Origin of the sequence: Arthrobacter sp. UYEF3 (assembly GCF_040546245.1) — a bacterium.
GTDB lineage: Bacteria > Actinomycetota > Actinomycetes > Actinomycetales > Micrococcaceae > Arthrobacter.
In genome coordinates this window covers 1-24,430 of sequence record NZ_JBEPNK010000012.1, presented here as the reverse complement: position 1 = coordinate 24,430, position 24,430 = coordinate 1, and the positions used below count along the sequence as shown (strand labels likewise).

Below are 24,430 nucleotides of genomic sequence, written 5' to 3'. Positions count from 1 at the left end.
CTTTCCTACCTGTTCCCGAAAATGTCGTGGTACGCCGTTGCCAGGCGCAGCGGGTCGTGGATCGGCCGGCGGCTCGACGCCCCTACTTTACCCAAGACCACCTCGGCGCCGAGCATCCCGGCAGCCCGCTCGAACTCCGGGAGGTCCGGCACGGACACCGGATCGGCGAGGACGACGTCGACGGTGAAGTCCGGAGCGTACTCCCGGAGTACCCGCAGGTGGTCGGCGGCGGTCATTCCCAGCGTCTCCTTGGTATCCATGGCCAGGTTCATGGTGAGGCAGCGCCGCGCCTCGGTGTTGCATAACGCATTGCGCATTTCCGGCAGCAGCAGGTGCGGCAGAACCGAGGTGTACCACGAGCCGGGGCCCAGGACCACCCAGTCCGCGAGCTCAATCGCGTTCAGCGCCTCGATGCAGGCCGACGCGGATTCGGGCAGCAGCCGGACCGCTTCGAGCGAGCCGGCCACGGCGCATTTGGCTTGTCCGCTGACCGTCTCCAACACCGCGGTGCCGTCGGCGCCGGTCACCCGGGCCTTGCCCTCGATGGTGAGCGGAGTGGTGGACATCGGCAGGACCTGCCCGCGGGCGCCGAGCAGCGCGCCGGCCCACTGCAGCCCGGCCACGGTGTCCCCGAGCAGTTCCCACAGCGTCACGATCAGCAGGTTGCCCATCGCATGCTCATCAAGGGACCCGCCGCGTCCCTTGGCCGGCTTGAAGCGGTGCTGCATGACGTCGCGCCAGGTCCGGCCCCAGTCCGTGTCGTCGCAGAGCGCGGAGAGCGCCATCCGGAGGTCCCCCGGCGGCAGCACTCCGTATTCCTCACGCAGCCGGCCGGATGAGCCACCGTCGTCCGCGACCGTGACGATCGCGGTCAGCTCGGAGGTGAGCAGGCGCAGCGCCGAGAGCGAGGCGGACAGGCCATGCCCGCCGCCTAGGGCCACGACGGAAGGGCCCTTGTCCTGCTGTCCGGCGAACGCCGCGCTGGCGGCCGGCACCAGGGGCAGCGGCCCGGTCAAGAGCGCCATTACTCGCGGCCCAAATCCCGGTGGGTGGTGGTGACCGTAACCCGGGGGTACTGCGCCAGCCGCCGTGACAGTTCAACGGCAACGGCCACCGAACGGTGCTTGCCGCCAGTACAGCCGACGGCGATCGTGGCGTAATGCTTGTTCTCACGCCGGTAGCCGTCCAGCACGGGCTCGAGCGCCAGGACGTAGCGCTCCACGAAGTCGCTGACACCCTCCGCGTCGAGCACGTAGTCGCTGACGTCCTTGTCCAGCCCGGTGTGCGGGCGAAGCTGCGGAACCCAGTGCGGGTTCGGGATGAACCGGGCGTCGGCGACGAAGTTGGCGTCCACCGGCAGCCCGTATTTGAATCCGAAGCTCATAACGTTGAGGCGCAGCGCCACCGGCCCGGTTTCGCTGAACAACTCGGTGATGGCGGTGGCCAGGCCGTGCACATTCAGCGGCGAGGTATCCAGCACGATGTCGGATGATTCGCGCAGCTCATGCAGCAGTTCCCGTTCCGCGGCGATGCCGTCGAGGATGCGTCCGCCGCCCTGCAGCGGGTGCGGGCGCCGCCCCTGTTCGAAGCGGCGCACCAGGACGTCGTCGCTGGCGTCCAGGAACAGCACGCGGAAGGTGACGCCGCTGGCCTCGAGGTTGCGCAGGGCGGTGCGGATGTCGGCGAAGAGGTCCTTGCTGCGGACGTCCATGACGACGGCGAGTTTGGAGATGGAGCCCGGCGCGTGCGAGACGAGTTCCGCGAGGGTGCCCAGCATCTGCGGGGGGAGGTTTTCCACGACATACCAACCATGGTCCTCGAGGGCGTCCGCGGCGGTGCTCCTGCCCGCCCCTGACATCCCGGTCACCACAAGCAGTTCCGCCTCTACCGGTTTGACGGGGGTCAGCCCGTCCGCCGCCATGCCGGATCCCGCCGTTGAGTCTGCCATCAATCGTGCCCCATCTCTGCTGTTTGCTCTGCCGGGAGGCCGCCGCGCGGGGCAGGTGCCTGCCGGCCGCCCGTCGGGCCTCAGCTCCTAACCCTAGCCAAGATTGCCGGCGCTAGCTAAGTTTCAAGGATTTCGCCGGTCGTCATATTGACAGCCGGGGCCACCGGGCCCTCCGCGCCGTCGTCGGCGTTGAAGTGCCGCACGATCGCCCCGGCCAGCGCCGGGCCGATCCCCTTCGCGGCCGTGAGTTCTTCCACGCTGGCGGCCTTGATGCTTTTCACCGAGCCGAACTGGTTGAGCAGGGCCTTGCGTTTGGAGTCGCCGAGGCCGGGGACGCCGTCCAGCGCTGACACTGTCATGGCCTTGCCGCGCTTTTGCCGGTGGAACCCGATGGCGAAGCGGTGGGCCTCGTCCCGGATCCGCTGCAGCAGGTAGAGGCCTGCCGAGGCGCGCGGGAGGATGACCGGGAAGTCGCTGTCCGGCAGCCAGACCTCCTCAAGCCGTTTGGCGAGACCGACGACGTAGACGTCCTCGATCCCGAGTTCCGCGAGGGCCCGCGCCGCGGCGTTGACCTGGGGCCCGCCGCCGTCGACGACGACGAGGTTCGGCGGGTAGGCGAACTTCGCCCGGACTGCCGGCGTCGTGGTATCGGAGACGACCGCCTCCGCGGCGGCGTCGAGGGCGGCTTGATGCGCCGGTTTCGCTGCGGCCGCCGCCAGCGCTGCCTGGTCGTCGAGGTAGTGCCGGAAGCGGCGCGTGAGCACGTCATGCATGGCCGCCGTGTCGTCCCGTGCCGCGGCTCCCGTGACCGAGAATTTCCGGTAGTCGGATTTTCTGGGGAGGCCGTCCTCGACCACCACCATGGAGCCGACCACGTTGGTGCCCTGCACGTGCGAGATGTCGAAGCATTCGATCCGCAGCAGCGCAACGGGCAGGTCCAGGGCTTCCTGCAGTTCCTGGAGCGCCTGGGACCGCATGGTCAGGTCGCCGGCGCGGCGGGACTTGTGTAGCTGGAGCGCGTGTTCCGCGTTGTCACGCACTGTACTGAGCAGGGCGGCCTTGTCGCCGCGTTGCGGCACCCGGATGTCCACCCGGGCTCCGCGCAGGCCGCTGAGCCACTGGGCCAGCTCTGCGGCGTTGCTGGGCTCGGCCGGGACCAGCACCTCCCGCGGCATCCGTCCCTGGATTTCGCCCTCCTCACCGTAGACCTGTTGGAGCAGGTGCTCGACGAGGTCCGGGGTGGTGAAATCCTCCACCTTTTCCACCACCCAGCCGCGCTGTCCGCGGATCCGACCGCCCCGGACGTGGAAGACCTGGACCGCGGCCTCCAGTTCGTCCTCGTGCAGCGCGAACACATCGGCGTCGGTGTCCTCGGCGAGGACCACGGCGTTGCGTTCAAAGACCTTCTTCAGCGCGACGATGTCGTCGCGGACCCGGGCCGCGCGTTCGTAGTCGAGCTCGGCCACGGCGGCGGCCATATCCTTCTCCAGCCGGGAGACGAAGCGCTTGGCCTCGCCGCCCATAAAAGCGCAAAAGTCTTCCGCCAGGGCACGGTGGTCTTCGGCTGAGATGCGGCCCACGCAGGGCGCGGCGCACTTGTCGATGTAGCCGAGCAGGCAGGGCCGTCCGCTGGCTTCGGCGCGTTTCAGCACACCGGCGCTGCAGCTGCGGACCGGAAAGACCCGCAGCAGGGTGTCCATGGTGTCGCGGATGGCGCCGGCGGTGTAGGGGCCGAAATAGCGGGTGCCTTTGCGGCGCTCGCCACGCAGGACCTGCACCCGGGGGTACTTCTCCCCCATCGTGACGGCCAGGTAGGGGTAGCTCTTGTCGTCGCGGAACATGACGTTGAACCGCGGCTTGAATTCCTTGATCCAGGTGTACTCGAGCTGCAGCGATTCCAGTTCGCTGCCGACCACCGTCCATTCCACGCTGCTGGCTGTGTGGACCATCGCGTGGGTCTTCGGCATCAGTCCGGCGGGGTTGGCGAAGTAGGAATTCAGCCGGGAGCGGAGGTTTTTGGCCTTGCCGACGTATATGACCCGGCCGTGCGGGTCGCGGAACCGGTACACGCCCGGGTTGGTAGGGATTTCCCCCGTCCGGGGCCGGTAACTAGCTGGATTTGCCACTAGTCCATTCTACTGAGCCGACGGCGCCGTCCCGACCCGGGCCGTCCCCTGTGGCGCGGTGTGGCAGTCGCGCCTTGGCGCCGCCGGCCTAAGCCGCCAGGGTGAATGAACTAGTCGACGCTCTTGCTCTGGTTGTAGGTGGTGGCCCGCTGCTGCCCGCTCAGCTCCGCGATGGCGTCCATGATGCGGTCCGTGACCTGGCGCCGCGCCGGCAGGGAGTGGTCCGGCCCGGTCTTGTCGAAATAGAGCGGCTCGCCCACCTTCATGATGAAGTGCTGTGGTTTGACCTTGTTTGTGTCAGCCGGCTGCAGGTTTTCGGTACCGATCAGGCCTACCGGGACCACCGGGGCGCCGGTCGTGAGGGCCAGCCAGCCGACACCGGTGCGGCCGCGGTAAAGGATGCCGTCGCGGGAACGGGTGCCTTCCGGGTAGATCCCCACGCCCTTGCCGGCGTCGAGGATGTCCAGCAGGGTCTTGAGCGCCTGCACACTGGCGGCCTGTTCGCCGCGTTCGACCGGGATGGAGCCGACGGCCTCGAAGAACGACTTCATCAGCCGGCCTTTGGCACCGCCTGTGGTGAAGTATTCGGCCTTGGCGAAAAATGCGACCGGGCGCGGCATGAGGGCCTGCACGATCACGCTGTCAAGGAAGGACAGGTGGTTCGGTGCCACGATGAAGGGTCCATCGGCTGGCACGTTCTCCAGGCCTATCACGGTGGGACGGCAGGTCGAGGAGATAAGCCCGCGGGTTGACCAGCGGATCACGTCAAACATTGCCAAGGGCGGGCACCTCATTCAGCTGCGGGGCGACGGCGGTCAGGGCGCGGGCCCGCACGGATCCGCCCTGACTATAGTTTCGTTGCGGTCGGCAGCGGGCCGCTTGGCAGCGGCTCGTGCAACATCCGGGCGTATGGGTCACCGGAGTAGTTTCTCACGGCGGCAGGGAAGCCGGACAATCGCATTCCAGCGAGGGAATATGCCCGGCTTCCCTAGTCGCGCAGGGACCGGGTCAGCCGAGGATCTCGGCGAGGAACGTCGCCGTATGGCTTTCTTTGGACTTGGCCACCTGCTCCGGGGTGCCGGAGGCGACGATCCGGCCACCGCCGGAACCACCGTCGGGGCCCAGATCCACGATCCAGTCCGCACTCTTGATCACGTCGAGGTTGTGCTCGATGGTTATCACGGTGTTGCCCTTTTCGACCAGGCCCTGCAGGACCAGCAGCAGCTTGCGGATGTCCTCAAAGTGCAGCCCGGTGGTGGGTTCGTCGAGGACATAGACGTTGCGGCCGTTAGACCTTTTCTGCAGCTCAGCCGCCAGTTTCACGCGCTGCGCCTCGCCGCCCGAGAGCGTCGTGGCCGGCTGGCCCAGCCGCACGTAGCCCAGGCCGACGTCTACGAGGGTCCTCAGGTGCCGGGCGATCGGCGAGAACGCCGCGAAGAACTCCGCGCCCTCTTCGATGGGCATGTTCAGGACATCCGCAATGGTCTTGCCCTTGTAGTGCACCTCCAGCGTTTCCCGGTTGTAGCGCGCACCGTGGCACACTTCGCAGGGCACGTAGACGTCCGGCAGGAAGTTCATCTCGATCTTCAACGTGCCGTCTCCCGAGCAGGCCTCGCAACGGCCGCCTTTGACGTTGAAGGAGAACCGGCCCGGCTGGTAGCCGCGGACCTTCGCTTCGGTGGTCTCGGCGAAGAGCTTCCGGATGTGGTCGAAGACACCCGTATAGGTGGCCGGGTTGGAGCGCGGGGTGCGGCCGATCGGGCTCTGGTCGACGTGCACCACCTTGTCCAGGTGTTCGAGGCCGTGGACGGCCTTGTGCCGGCCGGCGACCTGTTTGGCGCCGTTGAGCTTGGTGGCGAGCACCTTGTAGAGGATCTCGTTGACCAGGGTTGACTTGCCGGAGCCGCTGACGCCGGTGACAGCGGTGAACAATCCGAGCGGGAAGGCGGCGTCGACATTGACCAGGTTGTTTTCCCTGGCGCCGACGACTTTCAGCTCACGCTTCTTGTCGTACTTGCGGCGCTTCTTCGGCACCTCGATGAACTTCCGGCCGGAGAGGTAGTCGCCGGTCAGGGACTCGGTGTTCTTCAGCAGGTCCTCGTAGGACCCGGAGTGCACCACCGTGCCGCCGTGCTCGCCGGCGCCGGGCCCGACATCCACCACCCAGTCCGCTTCCTGGATGGTGTCTTCGTCGTGCTCCACCACGATCAGGGTGTTGCCGAGGTCCCGGAGCCGGGTGAGGGTTTCGATCAGGCGCCGATTGTCGCGCTGGTGCAGGCCAATGGACGGTTCATCGAGTACGTACAGCACGCCCACGAGGCCGGAACCGATCTGGGTGGCCAGGCGGATGCGCTGGGCCTCGCCGCCGGACAGCGTGCCGGACGGCCGCTCCAGGTTCAGGTACTCGAGGCCGACGTCGAGGAGGAATGTCAGCCGGGCCTGGATTTCAATCAGGACCTGGTGGGCAATTTGCGCCTCGCGGCCGGTCAGGACCAGGGTTTCCAGGAAGTTCGCGCATTCGCGCATCGGCAGCGCGGCGACCTCGGCGATGGACTTTCCGTTGATCAGGACGGACAGCGACGCCGGGTTCAGGCGGGCCCCGTTACAGGCCGGGCACGGAACCTGCCGCATGTACTCCTCATAGCGGTCCCGGGCGGAGTCCGATTCCGTTTCGGTGTGCTTGCGGTGCACGTACTGGACCACGCCCTCGAAGCCGGTGCTGTACTTGCGTTCCCGGCCGAAGCGGTTCCGGTACTGCACGACCACCTTGTGGTCCTTGCCGTGCAGCACCGTCTGCCGCGCCTCCGCGGACAGCTTCTGCCACGGCGTGGTCATCGAGAAGTCCAGCTCCTTGGCCAGGCCGGCGAGGAGCCGGTTCCAGTATTCGGTGGTGGCGGTGCCAAGGGACCACGGCGCGATCGCGCCTTCGGCGAGGGAGAGCTCCGGGTTGGGGATCAGGAGTTCCTCGTCGACCTCGAGCCTGGTGCCGATGCCGCTGCAGGCGGCGCAGGCGCCGAACGGGTTGTTGAAGGAGAACGAGCGGGGCTCAATCTCGTCGATGGCGAGGGGGTGCTCATTGGGGCAGGCGAGGTGTTCGGAGAAGGCCCGGACCCGTTCCGGATCGTCCGCGTCGAGGTCGACGAATTCTGCCAGCACCCGTCCCTCGGCCAGGCCGAGGGCGGTTTCAACCGAGTCGGTGAGGCGCTGACTGATGCCTTCCTTGACGACCAGCCGGTCCACCACCACTTCAATGGTGTGCTTGAACTGTTTGCCGAGCTTGGGCGGATCGTTGAGCTGGATCAGCTTGTCGTCCACCCGGGCCCGGGAGTAGCCCTTCGCCGTGAGCTCCTTGAAGAGTTCGACAAACTCACCCTTGCGGCCGCGGACCACCGGTGCGAGGACCTGGAAGCGGGTGCCTTCCGGCAGTTCCAGCAGCTGGTCGACGATTTGCTGGGGTGTCTGCTTGGTGACCGGCTCGCCGCAGACGGGGCAGTGCGGGCGTCCCACCCGGGCCCAGAGCAGGCGCATGTAGTCGTAGATTTCGGTGATGGTGCCCACCGTGGAGCGCGGGTTCTTGCTCGTGGACTTCTGGTCGATCGACACCGCGGGCGAGAGCCCTTCGATGAAATCGACGTCGGGCTTGTCCACCTGGCCCAGGAACTGGCGGGCGTAGGCGGAGAGCGACTCCACGTAGCGGCGTTGCCCTTCGGCGAAGATGGTGTCGAAGGCGAGCGAAGACTTGCCGGAGCCGGAGAGGCCGGTGAAGACGATCATCGAGTCGCGGGGCAGGTCGAGGTCCACGTTGCGCAGGTTGTGTTCGCGCGCGCCCTTGACGACCAGGCGGGACATGTCGGGACGGACCAGTTCGGCCCCCGACAGTACGCCGCCCGACGGCTTGGGGTTGGCCGCTTTTTCGGACTTTACCGGTATGGCGGCGGCTTTGGCATCGACGGCGGGTTCTTCAGCTACGGCTTTAGGCACGCCTCCAATGCTAATCGAAAACTTCTTCGAATATCTATTCCGCGGTCCTAGTGCCCCAGCGGGTGTGCTAGCGGCGGGAGTGCTAGTGGCGGTCGTACGCTGCGGCCAGCAGTTGAACTGCCTCGGCGAAGCTGGCGCCTCGGGCTTTTGCCGCTGCAGCGAATTCCGCGGCGGCGGCGGTGAGTGAGCCCCAGGCTTCGTCCCGCGCACACACGACGGTGCCGTTCCTGCCCCGGGTCGCGACGACGCCGGCGGCCTCGAGTTCCTTGTAGGCGCGCGCCACGGTGTGCGGCGCCACGCCCAACTCGGCCGCAAGGTTCCGGACGGCGGGAAGCCGGGTCCCCGCCGCCAGCGTTCCGGCGTCGGCCCGCTCGATAATGTTCAGCCGGAGCTGTTCGAACAGGGGCACCGAGCTGGCGGCATTGGGCTTCCAGCTGCCGGGAAAAGTCGCCGCCCCGGTCTCCGCCGGGCTCACAGTTCCGGCTCCAGGGCGGCCTCACCCTGTTCGCGGCCGGCGAACTGGGCCCGGTAGAGCCCGGTGTAAATCCCGTCTCCCGCCATAAGTTCGTGGTGCTTGCCTTGTTCAACAATCCGTCCGTGATCCATGACCAGAATTAGATCAGCGTCCCGCACCGTGGACAAGCGGTGGGCGATCACCAGACTGGTCCTGCCCTGCCGCAGCCTTGCCATGGCCTGCCGGATCTGTATTTCCGTGCGGCTGTCCACCGAGCTGGTGGCCTCGTCGAGGATCAGGACGCTGCGGCCGGCCAGGTGCGCACGGGCGATCGAGATGAGCTGGCGCTGCCCGCGGCTGAGCGAGTCGCCGTCGTTGCCGAGCACGGTGGCGTAGCCCGCCGGGAGCGCGCGGACGAACTGGTCCACGTGGCTTGCCTGCGCCGCCGCTGTGATGTCGGCGTCGCTGGCGCCGGGCCGGCCGTATTCGATGTTGTCCCGGATGCTGCCGGCGAACAGCCACGAGTCCTGGAGCACCGTGCCGAAGCGTGCCCGCAGTTCGTTGCGCGGGAGTTCGGCGATGTCCACGCCGTCCACGGTGATCCGTCCGGAGTCCAGTTCGTAGAAGCGCATCAGGAGGTTCACCACCGTGGTCTTGCCGGCACCGGTGTGACCCACTATCGCCACGGTCTGGCCCGCGTCCACGGAGAAGGAGAGATCCTGCACCACGGGCACATCGGGGCCGTAGCTAAAGGTGGCGCCTTCGAACCTGATACGGCCCGCGGGGGTCCGGTCCAAACGGAGTGCGGGCCGGTCCGGAGCGTCCGCGAGGATTTCCGGTGCGTCCAGGAGCTCGAAAATCCGCTCGGCGGAGGCCACACACGACTGCATCAGGGTGAGCATGCCGCCGATCTGGCCCATCGGCTGACTAAAGAGCCGGCTGAACTGGATGAAGGCCTGGATGCCGCCGATCGTCATGCTGCCGGCGGCGACCTGCAGCGCCCCGATCACGGCGACCGCGATGTAGTTGAGATTGGAGACGAATATCATCAGGGGCTGCACGACGCCGGAGACGTACTGCGCCCTGGCCGCCGCCCGGAAAAGCCGGCCGTTGCTCTCGCCAAAGGTGGCCGTTGCCGCGTGCTGCCGGCCGAACGCCTTGACCACCTCGTGCCCGGTGAAGAATTCCTCCAAGTGCGCCTGAAGTTCGCCGGTGCTGCGCCATTGCTCGCTGAAGTGCGCCTGCGACTTCCCCGCCACCAGGACGGTCACCACGGCGGAGACCGGGACCGAGACCAGCGCGATCAGAGCCAACAGTGGTGACAACCAGACCATCATGGCCAGCGCGCCGGAGAGCATCAGCACCGACATGATCAGCTGGTTGAGCAACTGGTTGAGGGCCTGCGAGACGTTGTCGACGTCGTTCGTGGCGCGGCTCAGAACGTCGCCGCGGTGCTGGTCGTCGAAATGGCCCGAGGGCAGCCGGTGCAGTTTTTCTTCCACGGAGGCGCGGAGGCCGTAGCTGAGCCTTTGCACGGCGGTGGCGGTCAAGGCCGCCTGGATCCAGTTGAACAGCGTGGCACCAAGGTACATCAGCGCCACCGAGAGCAGCAGGCGGCCGAGTTTCTGCTCGTTAAAGGCCCCGCCCACCACGCTGTCCACCACGACGTCGGTGGCGTCGCCGAGGTACTTGGGCGCCGCCACGTTCAGCGCGGCGAAACCGCAGGTCGCGGCGATCACGCCGACCATGCGAAGCCGCAGCGGCCGCATCAGCCCCAGCAGCCGCCCGGCCGCCCGCCATTTGGCCGCCGCGCCCGGGGACGTGAACTTGGCGCTCACGGGGTTTCCGCCAGGAGAAGCTGCGAGGCGGCGATCTCCCGGTAGGTACGCGACGATGACATGAGCTCCTGGTGCGTGCCCTGTGCCGCCACGCGGCCGTCCTGCAGAACGAGAATCAATGCCGCATCCGCAATGGTGGACACGCGTTCGGCAACGACCAGCACGGTCGCCGCCCGCAGCAGCGGCTCCAAAGCCGCACGCAGGCGGTAGTCGGTGCCGTGGTCGAGGCCGGAGGAACTGTCGTCGAAGACGTAAACCGGGGCGGACCGGAGCAGCGCCCGTGCGATGCAAAGGCGCTGGCGCTGGCCGCCGGAAAAGTTGGTGCCGCCCTGGCTGACCGGCGCGTCGAGCCCGCCCGGAAGGCTCCGGACAAAGCCGCCGGCCTGCGCGGCGTCCAGGGCCGCCCACAATTCGGTGTCGCCTGCGGCTGGCCTGCCCAGCCGCAGGTTCTCCGCCACGGTCCCGGAAAAGAGATACGAGTGCTGCGGCACCAGTGCCATCAGCCCGCGAAGTGACGCGAGCGGCAGGGTCCGGATGTCGCGGCCGCCGATGCTGATGCTCCCCTCCGTGGGGTCGAGGAAGCGCGGCAGCAAGTTCAGCAGCGTGGTTTTGCCGCTCCCCGTGGCGCCGATGATCGCCGTCGTCGTCCCCGGTGCGGCGGTGAACGTGACCCCGGCAAGTACGGGCGCCTCGGCACCGGGGTACGCGAAGGCCACGTTGCGGAACTCCACGGTTCCGTCTGCAGGCGCGCCCGGCGCAGGCCCGCCCGGCGCAGACCATCCGGTGGACGGCTCCGTATCGAGGACGGCCCGGATCCGTTCGGCGCAGGCTGCCGCGCGCGGAGCCGTCGTGAAGACGTACATCGCCATCATGATGGCGATCAGGATCTGCAGGATGTACGCAATGAACGCGGTGAGCGCGCCGAGACGCATCTCTCCGGAGTGGATCCGGTGGCCGCCGAACCAGACGACCGCGACGGACGCAAGGTTCACGACCACCATGATCATCGGATTCATGCCGGCCACCAGGAGCGCCGAGTCCAGATTGTTCCTCGTGAGCTCCCGGTTGGCGGCGTCGAAGCGGCGGATCTCGTGGTCCTGCCGGACGAAGCCACGGATGACGTTGGCGCCGATGATCTGCTCCCGGAGCACCCGGCTGATCCGGTCGATCAGTTCCTGGCCCTGCCGGTAGAGCGGAATCAGCCGGCGCACGATCAGCAACATGAGGCCGGCGAGTATGGGAATGACCGCAACCACAATCCCGGACAGCGCCACGTCCTGGTGCACCGCGAGGGCGATGCCGCCGATGAAGCTCGCGGGCGCCGCGACGAGCATGGTAAAAACCAGGACGGTGAGGCTCTGGATCTGCGTGACGTCGTTGGTTGCCCGGGTGACGAGACTGGGCGCCCCGAATACACCGATTTCCTGAGAGGAGAAGGTCTGGACCTTGGCGAACAGTTCCTCGCGGAGGTCCCGGCCCGCGCGCATGGCCACGACGGCGCCGAGGTAGCCGGCGGCGATGGCAGAACCGACCTGAAGGGCGGCGACCCCTGCCATCCAGCCGCCCAGTCGCTCGATCAGGGGCGTGTTCCCGGCAACGATGCCGTCGTCGATGATGGCGGCGTTGAGGGTGGGGAGCAGCAGATTCGCCGTGGTCTGCACGAGCTGCAGGCAGACGATGGCCAGGACGGTCATCCTGTGGGCCGCCAGCAGCCGCCGCATCAGGCTAAATAGCACCGAACCTCCATGACTAAGACAGGGCCCGGATCCGCACCAAAGGGCGGCCGCCCCCGGACCGCCCTGTCAGTGTAAGCCCCATCACACGCCGAGTGCTGTCACGCAGCGTGTCACATTCGTCAACGGCGGCTGCCCCGGCTGGAATCCCGCGCCTTTCCGGAGGTGCCGGCGACGCGGGAGCGCTGCATTCTCAGCCCCGCTTGCGGGCCACGGCGAAGATGCGCCGGAACGGGAAGAGCGTTCCGTGGCGGCCCGGCGGATAAGCCTTGTTGAGCAGCCGCGCGTAGTCAGCCCCGAAGCGGCGGGCCTCCCCGGGAGGGAGCGCGGCCAGCACCGGGCGGAGTCCGGCGCCGCTTGCCCACTCGAGGACCGGGTCGGTTCCCGGCAGGAGCTGGAGATAGGTGGTTTCCCAGGCATCGGCGTCGCAGCCGGAGTCGAGCATCAGCTCCAAATATTTCGCGGGCTCGGCCACCGCATCATCGTGGCGCAGCACACCGGCCAGGCGGCCGGACCATTCGTCCGATTCGGCCAGAGTACGCATGAGCGCGTGGGAGGGCGCATTGAAGTTGCCGGGTACCTGGAGGGCGAACCACGTGCCCGGGCCGAGCGCCTCCAGCCAGCGGGGCAGCAGTTCCACGTGGCCGGGAACCCACTGCAGGGCGGCGTTCGTGACGACCACGTCGGTATCCGGCGCGGGCATCCACGTGGCGATGTCCGCCGGGCCGAAGGAGAGGTTCGCTGCCGCGGCGGCGAGGGAGCCGGCCTTTGCGAGCATGTCCGGGGAGGAGTCCAGCCCCTCCACGGCGGCTTCCGGCCAGCGGGTCGCAAGGGTGGCGGTCAGGTTCCCCGGTCCGCAGCCGAGGTCGATGACACGCCGGGGGCTATCAGCGAGGATGCGGGCGGTCAGGTCGAAGAACGGCCTGTCCCGGTAGTCCCCGAACTCCCGGTACTTCGCTGGATCCCACTTCACGCTGTCCCTCCGCTCACGGCGCGCACTGACAGCGAAAGCCTAACCCTGCGGCGGGAACCGGCGGGGTCGGGCTTCCAGGTGCCCTGAAAGGAGCGGGGTTGGGTCCAGCGGCCCGGATCAGCGCTCTTCGTCGACGGCTGTCGTCTCCGGCCCGGGACGAGCCGGAACGGCGATCCTGTCCGCGATCCAACCGCCACGTGCGGCAATCGGCGCGCGAACGGCGGCGTAGGTTGCGCCGTCGGGCAGGTGTTCGGCAAGACCGATGATCCCGTGTTCGTTGGATCCGCGGCCGTGCAGCAACACCACGGGTGGCGCCGCCCGGTCGGCCGAGCCTGCGATCGCGACCACGGGTGCAGGATGGGAGGCAACCATTTAGTTGGTGACCTTCAGGCCGGTGTCCCAGTTGAAGTCGGCGACCCGGGGTTGGCCTGAAGCGTCATCAGGACGAAGTGGAAGCCCTCGAGCTCCCGCGCGCGCTTGAGCGGTCCAACCACCAAGGGGCGCAGGCCCGCGGCCTTGACGAAGCCGCTGACGGCCGCGTTGGCCTCGGCGTCATCACCTGCGATGAAGACATCCAGCGGCTGGCTGCCGGACTCCCCGGCCACGAGGGTCCCCGAGAACGTTGTATTGAAGGCCTTGACCACGTTGGCGCCGGCGGGGACAAGCCGGGCGATTTCCTCGGCGGCGGAGGTGTCCGGGCCGGCCGGCGGCCAGTGCTGTTCTGCTGGGCTGCGAGTCATTACTTGAAGCTACAACCGCCAGACACCCAACTCGTTGAAGCGTCAACCACCGACTGTTCCTTGGCCCGGACCCCGACACCGGCCGCACCGTGGCCCACTAAGCTGGGAGGCAATGAAACTCGTTGACCAGCTCCCCGCCCCGGCCGCCCGAGTCCCCGGCAGGACCGGCCTCGATCCGGATGAGCTTTACACCCGGTTCGTGGAATGGACGGAGGGCCGCGGCCTGGCCCTCTATGCCGCCCAGGACGAGGCCGTCATGGAGCTCGCCGCAGGCGCCAACGTGATCCTCGCGACCCCCACCGGCTCCGGTAAGTCCCTCGTGGCTATCGCCGCGCACTTCCAGGCGATGGCCCGCGGCCAGCGCAGCTACTACACCGCGCCAATCAAGGCCCTCGTCTCGGAGAAGTTCTTCGCCCTGTGCGAAATCTTCGGGGCGGAGAACGTCGGCATGATCACCGGTGATTCCGGCGTCAACCAGGACGCACCCATCATCTGCTGCACCGCGGAGATCCTGGCGAACATCGCCCTGCGCGAAGGCTCCGCCGCCGAACTCGGTGCGGTGATCATGGACGAGTTCCACTTCTACTCCGACCCGCAGCGCGGCTGGGCGTGGCAGGTGCCGCTGCTGGAGCTGCCGCAGGCCCAGTTCCTGCTGATGTCCGCCACCCTGGGCGACGTGAGCCGCTTCGAGGGGGGCCTCAGTGAACTGACCGGACGCCCGACGACGACCGTCAGCTCCGCCGAACGGCCCATTCCGCTGCACTTCTATTACCAGCAGACCCCGGTGCACGAAACACTCGAGGAGCTGCTCTCCACCAAACAGGTTCCCGTCTACGTGGTGCACTTCAGCCAGCTCGAGGCAATCGACCGGGCCCAGAACCTGATGAGCATCAACGTCTGCACCCGCGAGGAGAAGGACAAAATCGCCGAGCTGATCGCCGGCTTCCGCTTCGCCGCCGGCTTCGGCAAGACCCTGAACCGGCTGGTCCGGCACGGCATCGGCGTGCACCACGCCGGGATGCTGCCCAAGTACCGCCGGCTCGTCGAGCAACTCGCCCAGGCTGGCCTGCTGAAGGTCATCTGCGGTACCGACACCCTGGGGGTGGGCATTAACGTCCCCATCCGCACCGTGCTGCTGACAGCGCTCAGCAAGTACGACGGCGTCCGCACCCGCCTGCTGAACTCGCGCGAGTTCCACCAGATCGCCGGCCGCGCCGGCCGGGCCGGCTACGACACTGCCGGGACGGTGGTGGTCCAGGCACCCGAGCATGTGATCGAGAATGTCAAGGCGATGGCCAAGGCCACGGCGAAGTTCGGCGATGACCAGAAGAAGCTGCGCCAGGTGGTCAGGAAGAAACCGCCGGAGGGCTTCGTGTCCTGGGGCGAGCCCACCTATAAGCGGTTGGTGGAATCCGTGCCGGATCCGCTCGGCTCCAGCTTTACCGTCACGCACGCCATGCTGATGAACCTGATGGAACGCCCGGGCGACCCGTTCAAGGCCGCGCGCCGCCTGCTGACCGAAAACCACGAGACGCGCGCCGCGCAGCTGCGGCTCATGAAGAAGGCCCTCGGGATCTACCGCGAGCTGCTGGCAGCCGGCGTCGTTGAACGGATCCCGACGGCGGAGCAAGGCCCGGACGGACGCACCGTCCGGCTCACCGTCCACCTGCAGGCGAATTTCGCCTTGAATCAGCCGCTCTCCCCCTTCGCCCTGGCCGCGCTGGAGCTGCTCGATCCGGAGTCGCCGTCGTACGCGCTGGACGTCGTTTCGGTGATCGAGTCGACGCTGGAGAAGCCCCGGCAGATCCTGTCGGCGCAGCTGAAGAAGGCGCGCGGCGAGGCGGTTGCCGCGATGAAGGCAGACGGCATCGAGTACGACCAGCGCATGGCCCTGCTCGACGAGGTCAGCTACCCGCAGCCGCTCGCGGAGATCCTCGGCCAGGCGTTCGACGTCTACCGCAAGGCGGCGCCCTGGATCGGCGACTTCGAGCTGGCCCCCAAGTCCGTTATCCGGGATATGTACGAACGCGCCATGAACTTCGGCGAATTCGTCCAGTTCAATGGGCTGGCCCGGTCCGAAGGCATTGTGTTGCGCTACCTTGCCGACGGGTTCAAGGCACTCCGCCAAACCGTGCCGCAGGATGCACTGCGCGAGGACCTGGAGGACTTCATCGCCTGGCTTGGCGAGCTGGTCCGCCAGGTGGACTCCAGCCTGCTGGACGAGTGGGAGGAGCTCACCTCCGGCGCGGCCCCGACCCCGCATGACGCCCCGCCTCCCCCGCCACCGTCGCTGACCTCCAACATCCGTGCATTCCGGGTGATGGTGCGCAACGAAATGTTCCGACGGGTGGAACTGTTCGCAGATGAGGACGCCGCCGTACTTGGCGAGCTCGACGCCGGCTCGGGCTGGGATGCAGAGCGCTGGGAGGATGCGCTGGACGACTACTTCGAGGAGCACGATGACATCGGCACCGGTCCGGACGCCCGCGGGCCGGGGCTGCTGATCATCACCGAGGAGCCCGGGCTCTGGAAAGTTCGGCAGATTTTCGACGACCCTGCAGGCCACCACGACTGGGGTATCTCCGCCGAGGTGGACCTGGCCGCCTCCGACGAGTCCGGCACCGCCGTCGTGCGGGTAACCGACGTTAACCGGCTGTAGCCGCTAGTAAACTCGGATCATGAGTGTAATCCGCCCCGCCACCGCCCGTGACGTCCCCGCCATCCTGCAGATGATCCATGACCTGGCCATCTACGAGAAGGAGCCGGACGCTGTCCGGAACACCCCGCAGATGCTTACGGAAGTGCTGTTCGACGAGAACCCCCGCGTGTTCGCGACCATGGCCGAGAACGAGGCCGGCGACGTCCAGGGCTTCGCCTTGTGGTTCCTGAACTACTCCACCTGGGAAGGCGTGCACGGGATCTACCTCGAGGACCTCTACGTCGTGCCGGAGGCCCGCGGCGCCGGGCACGGCCAGGCGCTGCTGCAGCACCTGGCCGCGACCGCCGTCGAACGCGGCTACGCCCGGGTGGAGTGGAGCGTGCTGGACTGGAACGAACCCTCGATCGCCTTCTACCGGAACCTTGGCGCCGCCCCGATGGACGGATGGTCCACCTTCCGCCTCACCGGCGGGGCCCTTGACGCGTTCGCCGGCGCCCGGACGGCGAACGCCCTTGGCTGAGAGGGCGAACGCGACCCTAAGCGCCGTGCTGCCGGGCCCTCTGGCCTCCGGCAGTGTGCCGCACGTCGTCAAGGCCCGGCACGCCTACCGCGGCATGCGCACCGTGGAGCACTACTTCGAGGTACCGCTGGACCACTCCGATCCCGCCGGCGAAACCATTACCGTCTTCGCCCGCGAATACGTCTCCGCGGACCACAGCGAGGCGGCCGCCACGGAACTGCCGTGGCTGCTCTACCTCCAGGGTGGTCCCGGTGGCCGCGGCAACCGATTCCCGTCCCTGGGCGGCTGGAGCAAGGCCGCGGCGAAGGACTTCCGGATTCTGATGCTGGACCAGCGCGGCACCGGGCTCTCCTCCCCCATCGACCGGAACACCTTGCCGCTGCGCGGCAACGACCGGGACCAGGCCGCGTATCTGGAACACTTCCGCGCCGACTCGATCGTGGCCGACGCGGAGGCCATCCGCGGGACCCTCGGCGCCGGCGCCTGGACCATCTACGGGCAGAGCTACGGCGGCTTCTGCGCGCTGAGCTACCTGTCCCTCGCCCCGGAAGGGCTGCAGGCTGTGCTGATCACCGGCGGCCTCGCGCCGCTGGCCGGCCCCGCGGACCGGGTCTACCAGGCGACCTTCCGGCGGGTCGCGGCACGCAACGCCCAATACTTTGGCTGGTACCCGCAGGACCGGGAACTGGTCACCCGGATCGCCCGGCACCTCCGCAAGACCGAAGAACTCCTGCCCGACGGCAGCCGGCTCACCGTGGAACGGTTCCAGATGGTGGGTTCCTTCCTGGGCGGCAATACCCGCGTGGACGGGCTGCACCACCTGCTGGAGGATGCCTTTATCAGCACGCCCGGCGGCGATCGTCTCTCCGACGGTTTCCTGGAGCAGGTCCGCGGCCTTGTCTCCCGCGCGTCAAACCCGTTGTACGCCCTCATGCACGAGTCCATTTACGGCCAGGGCGAGGCCACCGACTGGGCGGCGCTGCGCGTGCTGCAGGACTTCCCGGAGTTCCGTCCGGACGCCGCGGCCCCGCTGTTGACCGGCGAAATGGTGTACCCCTGGTACTTCGAGCAGGACCCGGCGCTGCGTCCCCTCCGCACGGTGGCGCAGTTGCTCGCGGAGAAGGACGACTGGAAGGCGCTCTACGACCCGGAGCGGCTGGCCCGCAACACGGTTCCGGTCGCGGCCGCGGTGTACTGCGATGACATCTACGTAGACCGGGACCTCTCCTTGGAGACCGCCGCCGCCGTCCGCGGGCTGCAGGTGTGGGAAACGGACGAGTTCCACCACGACGGAATCGCGGACGACGGCGAGGCGATTTTTGGCCGGCTGCTCGGCATGACCCGCGCGGTCAGCGACCAAGGTTATGGGACGCAGGCGCCGACGCGCGCCTAGGCGTGCCCGGCGGCCTGCATCTGGCGCAGCTCTTTCTTGAGCTCGCCGACCTCGTCGCGGATCCGCGCCGCCAGCTCGAACTGCAGCTCCCCGGCGGCGGCGTGCATCTGCTCGGTCATCTGCTCGATCAGACCCACGAGGTCCTCTGCCGGTGCCGCCGCGAGGCCGTCGGCACGGACCTTGGAGCTGCCCTTGTTCTTGCCGCGGGCCTTCCCGGCGCCGGCCAGCAGTTCGCGGGTGTCCGCGTCCTCCTTGGCCAGCTGGTCGGTGATGTCGGCGATCTTCTTCCGCAGCGGCTGCGGGTCGATGCCCCTTTCGGTGTTGTAGGCCACCTGGATCGCCCGGCGGCGGTTCGTCTCGTCGATGGCATGGGCCATCGAATCGGTGATCCGGTCCGCGTACATGTGAACCTCGCCGGAGACGTTGCGGGCGGCACGGCCGATGGTCTGGATCAGCGAGGTCGCCGAGCGCAGGAAGCCTTCTTTGTCCGCGTCCAGGATGCTCACGAGCGAGACTTCCGGCAGGTCCAGACCCTCGCGGAGCAGGTTGATGCCGACCAGGACGTCGAAGACGCCCATCCGGAGTTCGCGCAGCAGTTCCACCCGGCGGAGCGTGTCGACGTCGGAGTGCAGGTACTCGACCTTGATGCCGTGGCCCAGCAGGTAGTCGGTGAGGTCCTCGGCCATCCGCTTGGTGAGCGTGGTGACCAGGACGCGTTCATTCTTCGCTGTCCGGGTCTTGATCTCACCCAGCAGGTCATCGATCTGGCCCTTGGTGGGCTTGACCACCACCTCGGGATCGATCAGTCCGGTGGGCCTAATGATCTGCTGAACGAAGCCGTCGGCCTTGCCAAGTTCGTACTTGCCCGGGGTTGCGGACAAGTAGACGGTCTGGCCGACCCGTTCGAGGAATTCGTCCCACTTGAGCGGCCGGTTATCCATTGCTGACGGCAGGCGGAAGCCGAAGTCCACGAGGTTCCGTTTGCGCGACATATCCCCCTCGTACATGGCGCCGATCTGGGGCACTGTGACGTGGGATTCGTCGATCACCAGCAGGAAGTCGTCCGGGAAGTAGTCGATCAGGCAGTGCGGCGCGGTTCCCCGGGCACGCCCGTCGATGTGCGACGAGTAGTTCTCGATGCCGTTGCAGAAGCCCATCTGCTGCATCATTTCGAGGTCGTAGGTGGTGCGCATCCGCAGCCGCTGGGCTTCGACAAGTTTGTTCTGGCCTTCCAGGACCTGAAGGCGTTCCGCGAGCTCGTCCTCGATCCGCTTGATCGCCCGGGCCATGCGTTCGGGACCGGCGACGTAGTGCGACGCCGGGAAGACGTACATTTCCTCTTCCTCCCGGAGTACTTCACCGGTCAGCGGATGCAGGGTCTGGACGTTCTCAATCTCGTCCCCGAAAAACTCGATCCGGATCGCCAGTTCCTCGTACATCGGAATGATTTCCACCGTGTCGCCGCGGACCCGGAAGGTGCCGCGGTGGAAGTCCATGTCATTGCGGGCGTACTGCATCGAAACGAATTTCCGGAGCAGGTCGTCACGGTTCATCTGCGCCCCCTTGCGGAGCGTCACCATCCCGGAAATGTACTCTTCGGGGGTGCCCAGGCCGTAAATGCAGGACACCGTCGCCACCACAATGACGTCGCGCCGGGTCAGCAGCGCGTTGGTGGCCGAGTGGCGGAGCCGTTCGACTTCCTCATTGATGGAGGAGTCCTTCTCGATGAAGGTGTCCGTCTGCGCCACGTAGGCTTCGGGCTGGTAGTAGTCGTAGTAGGAAACGAAGTACTCGACGGCGTTATTGGGCAGCAGCTCACGGAATTCGTTGGCCAGCTGCGCGGCGAGCGTCTTGTTCTGCACCATCACCAACGTGGGCCGTTGGACCTGCTCGATCAGCCACGCCGTCGTCGCGCTCTTACCGGTGCCGGTCGCGCCGAGCAGCACCACATCCTTCTCGCCGTTCCTGATGCGATCGGTCAGTTCGGCGATCGCGGCCGGCTGGTCCCCGGCCGGCTGGAACTCGCTGATGACCTCAAAGGGCGCCACAACGCGGTTAATTTCCTGGGCAAGGCTCATGTACCTAATCTACCGTCGCCCTCCGACAGCTGCCCCTGATTCAGCTTTGGGCGGTAGCCGCCGGTCCGGGGGCGGCGTACGACGGCGGATGCCAGCCGGTCCGTCCGGCCCATTCCTCCATCCGCGGGGCGGCGTGGTCCGTGAACCAGTCCTCCTTGTCCGCGGCGTAGGCCGCGGTGGACTTGTCCACCCCGTGACGCCGTGCCGCCCGCCGCTTCTCCGCGAGGTAGTCGGCCCGGGCGACGTCGTCGTCGCGGAGCCAGTCGCGGAAGCACAGCGCGTACCGCCAGCCCGGCGACCCCGCGGCCCGAACGTGCAGGTTTACCGGCCGGCCGGGGTCCGCGCTGCCGTGCACGCGCTTGTGCCAGTCGGCGGGATCCGGGTGCGCGGGCTTAGGGTTGTCGGTTCCGATGCCGGGCCAGCGCGGAAAACCCGCCGCGGCCAGCAGCGGCTCGAGCCGGTCCGCCGTCGCGAGGTCCCGGACCGTGAGCTGAAGGTCCAGCACGTCCTTCGCGTCGAGGGCGGGGACCGCCGTGGACCCGATGTGGTCCACGTCGAGGATGTCCTGCGGCGCTGCCGCCAGCAGCCGTCCGATCAGCCGGGAGGCCTGCCCGGGCCAGTCCGGGTTTGCGGGACTGAGCACGGGGCCACCGGTACGCGCGGCCATCCGATTCTTCGCGAGGTTCTCCGCGAACGGCTCCAGCCGGTGCCGCCAGAGCCGGTCCACGGCGTCCCGCAGTTCGTCCTTGGTGCCGGAGTTGTCCAGGACCACGTCGGCCGCCGCCAGCCGGTCCTCCCGAGTGGCCTGCGCAGCCATCCGGGACCTGGCCTCCCCGACCGTCATCTTTCGATGCTCGACCATCCGACGCACCCGGACCTCATCCGGGGCGTCGACCACCACCACGAGGTGGAAGCCGGCGCCCTGGCCGGTCTCTACCAGGAGCGGGATGTCCTGGACCAGGACGGCGCCCTTCTTGGCGGCAGCGGCGAGGGCGGCGGCGCGTTCCCGGACGAGGGGGTGGACGATGCCGTTGAGCACGGCGAGGCGTTCGGGGTTACCAAAGACGAGGGCTCCCAGCCGGGCGCGGTCGAGAGTTCCGTCGGGGCCCAGGATGGAGGCGCTGAAGGCTTCGACGACCCGCGCCAGTCCGGCCGTTCCCGGCTCCACCACTTCGCGGGCCAGCGCATCGGCGTCAACCAGGGCGGCGCCGAGCTCGCGCAGCCGTGACGCGACCACTGACTTCCCTGAGGCGATGCCGCCCGTCAACCCGATCTTCAGCACTCCACCAGACTAAACTGAAGCGGGGTCTTGGTAGTAACGGCGTGAAATTGCGCGCTAAGCCCTTTGGCGTCATTTTGGGGTAGTCCTGCGGGTCACCCCGGACAGAGGAACACCAACCCGTCTCGGACGAGCGTTGGCGGAGTACGGCAGAATAGCCAAAACCGGCACCTGCTGGACTTCATCGACTTTGACGAGGGCTAGTGACGGGCAGACGTCGTGAAAGACGCCCTGGATCCGGCGGCGACACGCCGCGAAATCGATGTCGGAAACCCGTGCCGGGAATCAATGCCGATAAGCCCAACCGTCACGGTATTCTCGACATATGCTGATCGGATACGCGCGGGTCTCCACCGCCGAGCAGAACCCGGACCACCAACTGGACGCCCTCGTCCGCGCCGGTGTCGACCCGGCCAACATTTACCTCGACCACGCCAGCGGTGCCAAGGCCAGCAGACCCGAGCTCGACAAAGCCCTCGCCTCGGCCAACCGGGACGGTGACCAGCTCGTCATCACCCGCCTCGACAGACTCGGACGCTCAGTCCTCCACCTCGTCACCCTCGGCGCAGCCCTCCGGGAACGCGGTGTGGGATTGCGTGTCCTCGAACAGGGCATCGACACCACCACCGCGGAAGGGCGGGCGATGTTCGGGATGCTCTCCGACCTCGCCGAATTCCAACGCGAACTCATCATCGCCAACACCCGCGACGGCCTCTCGGCCGCCCGCGCCCGGGGACGGACCGGAGGACGACGCCCGAAACTCACCCCGGACCAGGCCCAGCACGCCCAACAGCTCTACGACGCCGGGGACCACACCGTCCAGCGCATCGCCGACCTGCTCCAGGTCCCGCGCTCCACGATCTACGGCCACCTCAACAAATCAAGCATCGGACGACGCCCCGCCGCCGGAACCCCCGAACCGGCGTAACAGCGGCGCCGGCCAGAACCCCTGCTGGCCGCACCGGCCTGCTCACATACGGCGTTCTCGTTCCCGCGTGTTCGATCGGCGTGCGTGACTGGTTCTTGGCGGATATTTCGCGAATTCACAAATCCCTGATCGTGAAAATCCTGACCGGTCCTCATCAGACCCCGTTCTCAGCAATAGATGTCTCGGCAACGCCTATGTTCGTAGTGCTACGAGCGCCTTCATTTGAAAGACACCACGCTAATAGAGTCGACAGGTCCCTGAAAGTTGGCGGATCAGAAATTTCCAAGAATGGACCAAGATGCTTTCTCTAGAAAATATCCTGCGAATTGACGAATCGTGAATTATGTTACTACTACCCAACATTGGGTCGCATCAGGGGGGAATCATCATGAAGTCATTAAGGGTATTTCGTCATGCCGCCATGACGGTAATCATTGCTTGTCTGCTTAGCCTCGGATTCGTGGTCAGCCCGGCATCAGCAGCCGAAACCTCACCGGCAAACCAGGCCACCAGCGACGTCGCTGTGCAAGTGCCAATGCAACTGGACTGCGTGAACATGACCGACAAAGCACGAGAATACGCTGACGCCCATCAGCTGTGCCCCAAAGCAGGCAAAGCGGGTGGAGTAAGCCCCAATATCGCGGTTCAGGACAACTGTGGATGGTCATGGGTCTACGTGCAAAGCACAGGCGTCCGCGGCTACGCAAGCATCAACTACGGATTCGACTCTTCCCTCGGGCCGGTTGCCTGGCGGAGTCTCGCGGTCGGCTACGCCGGAAACGAGTACTACGGCGGGTGGAACGATGAAGACTGGACGTGGAATCACTACTATCAGACCGGCCAAGTGAGGTATGTCGGGCTTGGTGGCGCCAGTGCGACCATGGGGGGCAGCGTCACGCTGGCATGGGGCGGCGTTTGCTCCGTTGGTCCCGTCAACGGCTCCGGCTACGTGTAGGCACCGCAATCCTGCAGGCAGGTGGTGGGTTCAGCTAATGGTTGGACCCATTACCTGCCTGCAGCGCCGACGTGAACCAGTCCTTAAACGCTGCTTGGTCACGGACTAGGCTCTTGGAAACGGCAAACAGACTGGGCCCAAGCTGCCAACCGGTCTTCTCTTTGAGGGGAAGAACGGCGAACGCGATATTCGCGTATGCCGCCTGCAGGTGTCGCTTTGGCACTGAACCCGCCAGTTTCAAAGCCAAAGGTGGCAGAAAGTCAGGGGAGTCTGGGCGGCGGAAACTTCCGTCTGCGTCTCGGCTGCTGTCGTGCCACTCCCTGGCTGCCTCCACAATAGGGATGACCAGCGGACGTAAAGCCGGTTTATTTGTTAGAAAAGACAGATAATCAATCGGTGCGCCGACTTCCTTGAATGTCTCGGATGAACGTTCGACAATCTCGGTCCACCAAAGGAGCCATTCATTGTTAAGTTGGTCTAATTCATGATCGGAGATGTCATCGCTGTTAGGTTCATGAATCTCCAAGCGGGGCAGTTGCACCAATTGGGCCAACCCCAATGTGTCACGCACATAGAGAGCGATTGCTAATGGCTCGTACTCTGAAAACGTCACATTCCGTTTGATCGAAGATTGCGCATTCATGGTGAGACTGTACCGCCGATGAGCGTCCCAGAGAACAGCTGCTGCGCTTCCTGGGCAGCGGAGATCGGTAAAGACGCGGGAATATTGGGCTCTTCAGAATTGAGAGTGTAGTTTCGGTCTGAATCCTCCGGATTCCAGGAGGGATCTGGCGATGTAGTTGGTGAGGTTGCGGAAGCCGAGGG

The 24,430-nt window shown here is 66.7% G+C and carries 19 protein-coding genes; 5 read left to right on the top strand and 14 right to left on the bottom strand.

The annotated features are described in order from the left end of the window. Window positions 1-5 precede the first annotated feature (5 nt). From ABIB14_RS10265 to ABIB14_RS10215, 11 genes are all read right to left on the bottom strand, one after another. Complete coding sequence (locus tag ABIB14_RS10265) at window positions 6-1,025, bottom strand: gluconeogenesis factor YvcK family protein (RefSeq protein WP_354235775.1); 1,020 nt, start codon at window positions 1,023-1,025, stop codon at window positions 6-8. Continuing rightward, on the bottom strand, window positions 1,025-1,948 hold the full coding sequence (gene rapZ / locus ABIB14_RS10260) for an RNase adapter RapZ (RefSeq protein WP_354235774.1): 924 nt from the start codon (window positions 1,946-1,948) through the stop codon (window positions 1,025-1,027). Before rapZ ends, ABIB14_RS10265 begins: the two co-directional genes overlap by 1 nt. Before the next feature lie 116 nt (window positions 1,949-2,064). Continuing rightward, on the bottom strand, window positions 2,065-4,074 hold the full coding sequence (uvrC, locus tag ABIB14_RS10255) for an excinuclease ABC subunit UvrC (RefSeq protein ID WP_354235773.1): 2,010 nt from the start codon (window positions 4,072-4,074) through the stop codon (window positions 2,065-2,067). A gap of 110 nt (window positions 4,075-4,184) precedes the next feature. Then, window positions 4,185-4,853: a lysophospholipid acyltransferase family protein gene (locus ABIB14_RS10250; RefSeq protein WP_354235772.1), complete on the bottom strand. Its 669-nt coding sequence runs from the start codon at window positions 4,851-4,853 to the stop codon at window positions 4,185-4,187. Between the two features lie 229 nt (window positions 4,854-5,082). Next, window positions 5,083-7,923: an excinuclease ABC subunit UvrA gene (uvrA, locus tag ABIB14_RS10245; protein ID WP_354235865.1), complete on the bottom strand. Its 2,841-nt coding sequence runs from the start codon at window positions 7,921-7,923 to the stop codon at window positions 5,083-5,085. Between the two features lie 214 nt (window positions 7,924-8,137). After that, window positions 8,138-8,530, bottom strand: coding sequence for a GntR family transcriptional regulator (locus ABIB14_RS10240; protein ID WP_354235771.1), 393 nt, complete (start codon window positions 8,528-8,530; stop codon window positions 8,138-8,140). Then, window positions 8,527-10,347: an ABC transporter ATP-binding protein gene (locus ABIB14_RS10235; RefSeq protein ID WP_502909643.1), complete on the bottom strand. Its 1,821-nt coding sequence runs from the start codon at window positions 10,345-10,347 to the stop codon at window positions 8,527-8,529. The genes ABIB14_RS10240 and ABIB14_RS10235 overlap by 4 nt, the downstream gene beginning before the upstream one ends. Beyond that, window positions 10,344-12,068: an ABC transporter ATP-binding protein gene (locus tag ABIB14_RS10230; RefSeq protein WP_354235863.1), complete on the bottom strand. Its 1,725-nt coding sequence runs from the start codon at window positions 12,066-12,068 to the stop codon at window positions 10,344-10,346. Before ABIB14_RS10230 ends, ABIB14_RS10235 begins: the two co-directional genes overlap by 4 nt. Before the next feature lie 205 nt (window positions 12,069-12,273). Continuing rightward, a complete protein-coding gene (locus tag ABIB14_RS10225) occupies window positions 12,274-13,053 on the bottom strand; it encodes a trans-aconitate 2-methyltransferase (protein WP_354235770.1) in 780 nt (259 codons plus the stop codon). A gap of 117 nt (window positions 13,054-13,170) precedes the next feature. Beyond that, complete coding sequence (locus tag ABIB14_RS10220; protein WP_354235769.1) at window positions 13,171-13,401, bottom strand: alpha/beta hydrolase; 231 nt, start codon at window positions 13,399-13,401, stop codon at window positions 13,171-13,173. Window positions 13,402-13,439: 38 nt separating this feature from the next. After that, entirely contained in the window at window positions 13,440-13,793 is a 354-nt protein-coding gene (locus tag ABIB14_RS10215; RefSeq protein WP_354235768.1) for an NADPH-dependent F420 reductase, read from the bottom strand. Window positions 13,794-13,905: 112 nt separating this feature from the next. Here ABIB14_RS10215 and ABIB14_RS10210 point away from each other — a divergent pair, with 112 nt between their 5' ends. The 3 genes from ABIB14_RS10210 to ABIB14_RS10200 all read left to right on the top strand — a co-directional run bounded on the left by ABIB14_RS10210 (window position 13,906) and on the right by ABIB14_RS10200 (window position 18,365). Then, complete coding sequence (locus tag ABIB14_RS10210) at window positions 13,906-16,452, top strand: DEAD/DEAH box helicase (RefSeq protein WP_354235767.1); 2,547 nt, start codon at window positions 13,906-13,908, stop codon at window positions 16,450-16,452. Between the two features lie 19 nt (window positions 16,453-16,471). After that, window positions 16,472-16,972, top strand: coding sequence for a GNAT family N-acetyltransferase (locus tag ABIB14_RS10205; protein ID WP_354235766.1), 501 nt, complete (start codon window positions 16,472-16,474; stop codon window positions 16,970-16,972). Between the two features lie 94 nt (window positions 16,973-17,066). After that, a complete protein-coding gene (locus ABIB14_RS10200; RefSeq protein WP_354235862.1) occupies window positions 17,067-18,365 on the top strand; it encodes an alpha/beta fold hydrolase in 1,299 nt (432 codons plus the stop codon). Here the strand turns inward: ABIB14_RS10200 and uvrB are convergent. After that, window positions 18,362-20,443 carry an excinuclease ABC subunit UvrB gene (gene uvrB / locus ABIB14_RS10195; protein WP_354235765.1) on the bottom strand — a complete coding sequence of 694 codons (2,082 nt, stop codon included), beginning with the start codon at window positions 20,441-20,443 and terminating at the stop codon, window positions 18,362-18,364. The genes ABIB14_RS10200 and uvrB overlap by 4 nt on opposite strands. A gap of 40 nt (window positions 20,444-20,483) precedes the next feature. Beyond that, window positions 20,484-21,725, bottom strand: a complete 1,242-nt coding sequence (gene coaE / locus ABIB14_RS10190; RefSeq protein ID WP_354235764.1) for a dephospho-CoA kinase — start codon at window positions 21,723-21,725, stop codon at window positions 20,484-20,486. Between the two features lie 322 nt (window positions 21,726-22,047). Between coaE and ABIB14_RS10185 the strand changes: the two genes are divergently transcribed. Together ABIB14_RS10185 and ABIB14_RS10180 are read left to right on the top strand one after the other, a co-directional pair. Continuing rightward, window positions 22,048-22,650 (top strand): recombinase family protein, encoded by a 603-nt coding sequence (locus tag ABIB14_RS10185; protein ID WP_354235763.1) that lies wholly within the window; start codon window positions 22,048-22,050, stop codon window positions 22,648-22,650. Between the two features lie 421 nt (window positions 22,651-23,071). Next, window positions 23,072-23,605: a hypothetical protein gene (locus ABIB14_RS10180; RefSeq protein WP_354235762.1), complete on the top strand. Its 534-nt coding sequence runs from the start codon at window positions 23,072-23,074 to the stop codon at window positions 23,603-23,605. A gap of 34 nt (window positions 23,606-23,639) precedes the next feature. Here ABIB14_RS10180 and ABIB14_RS10175 read toward each other — a convergent pair whose 3' ends face one another. Next, the gene (locus ABIB14_RS10175) at window positions 23,640-24,248 is read right to left on the bottom strand and encodes a hypothetical protein (protein ID WP_354235761.1); all 609 of its coding nucleotides are present in this window, start codon (window positions 24,246-24,248) and stop codon (window positions 23,640-23,642) included. Window positions 24,249-24,430: the final 182 nt, after the last annotated feature.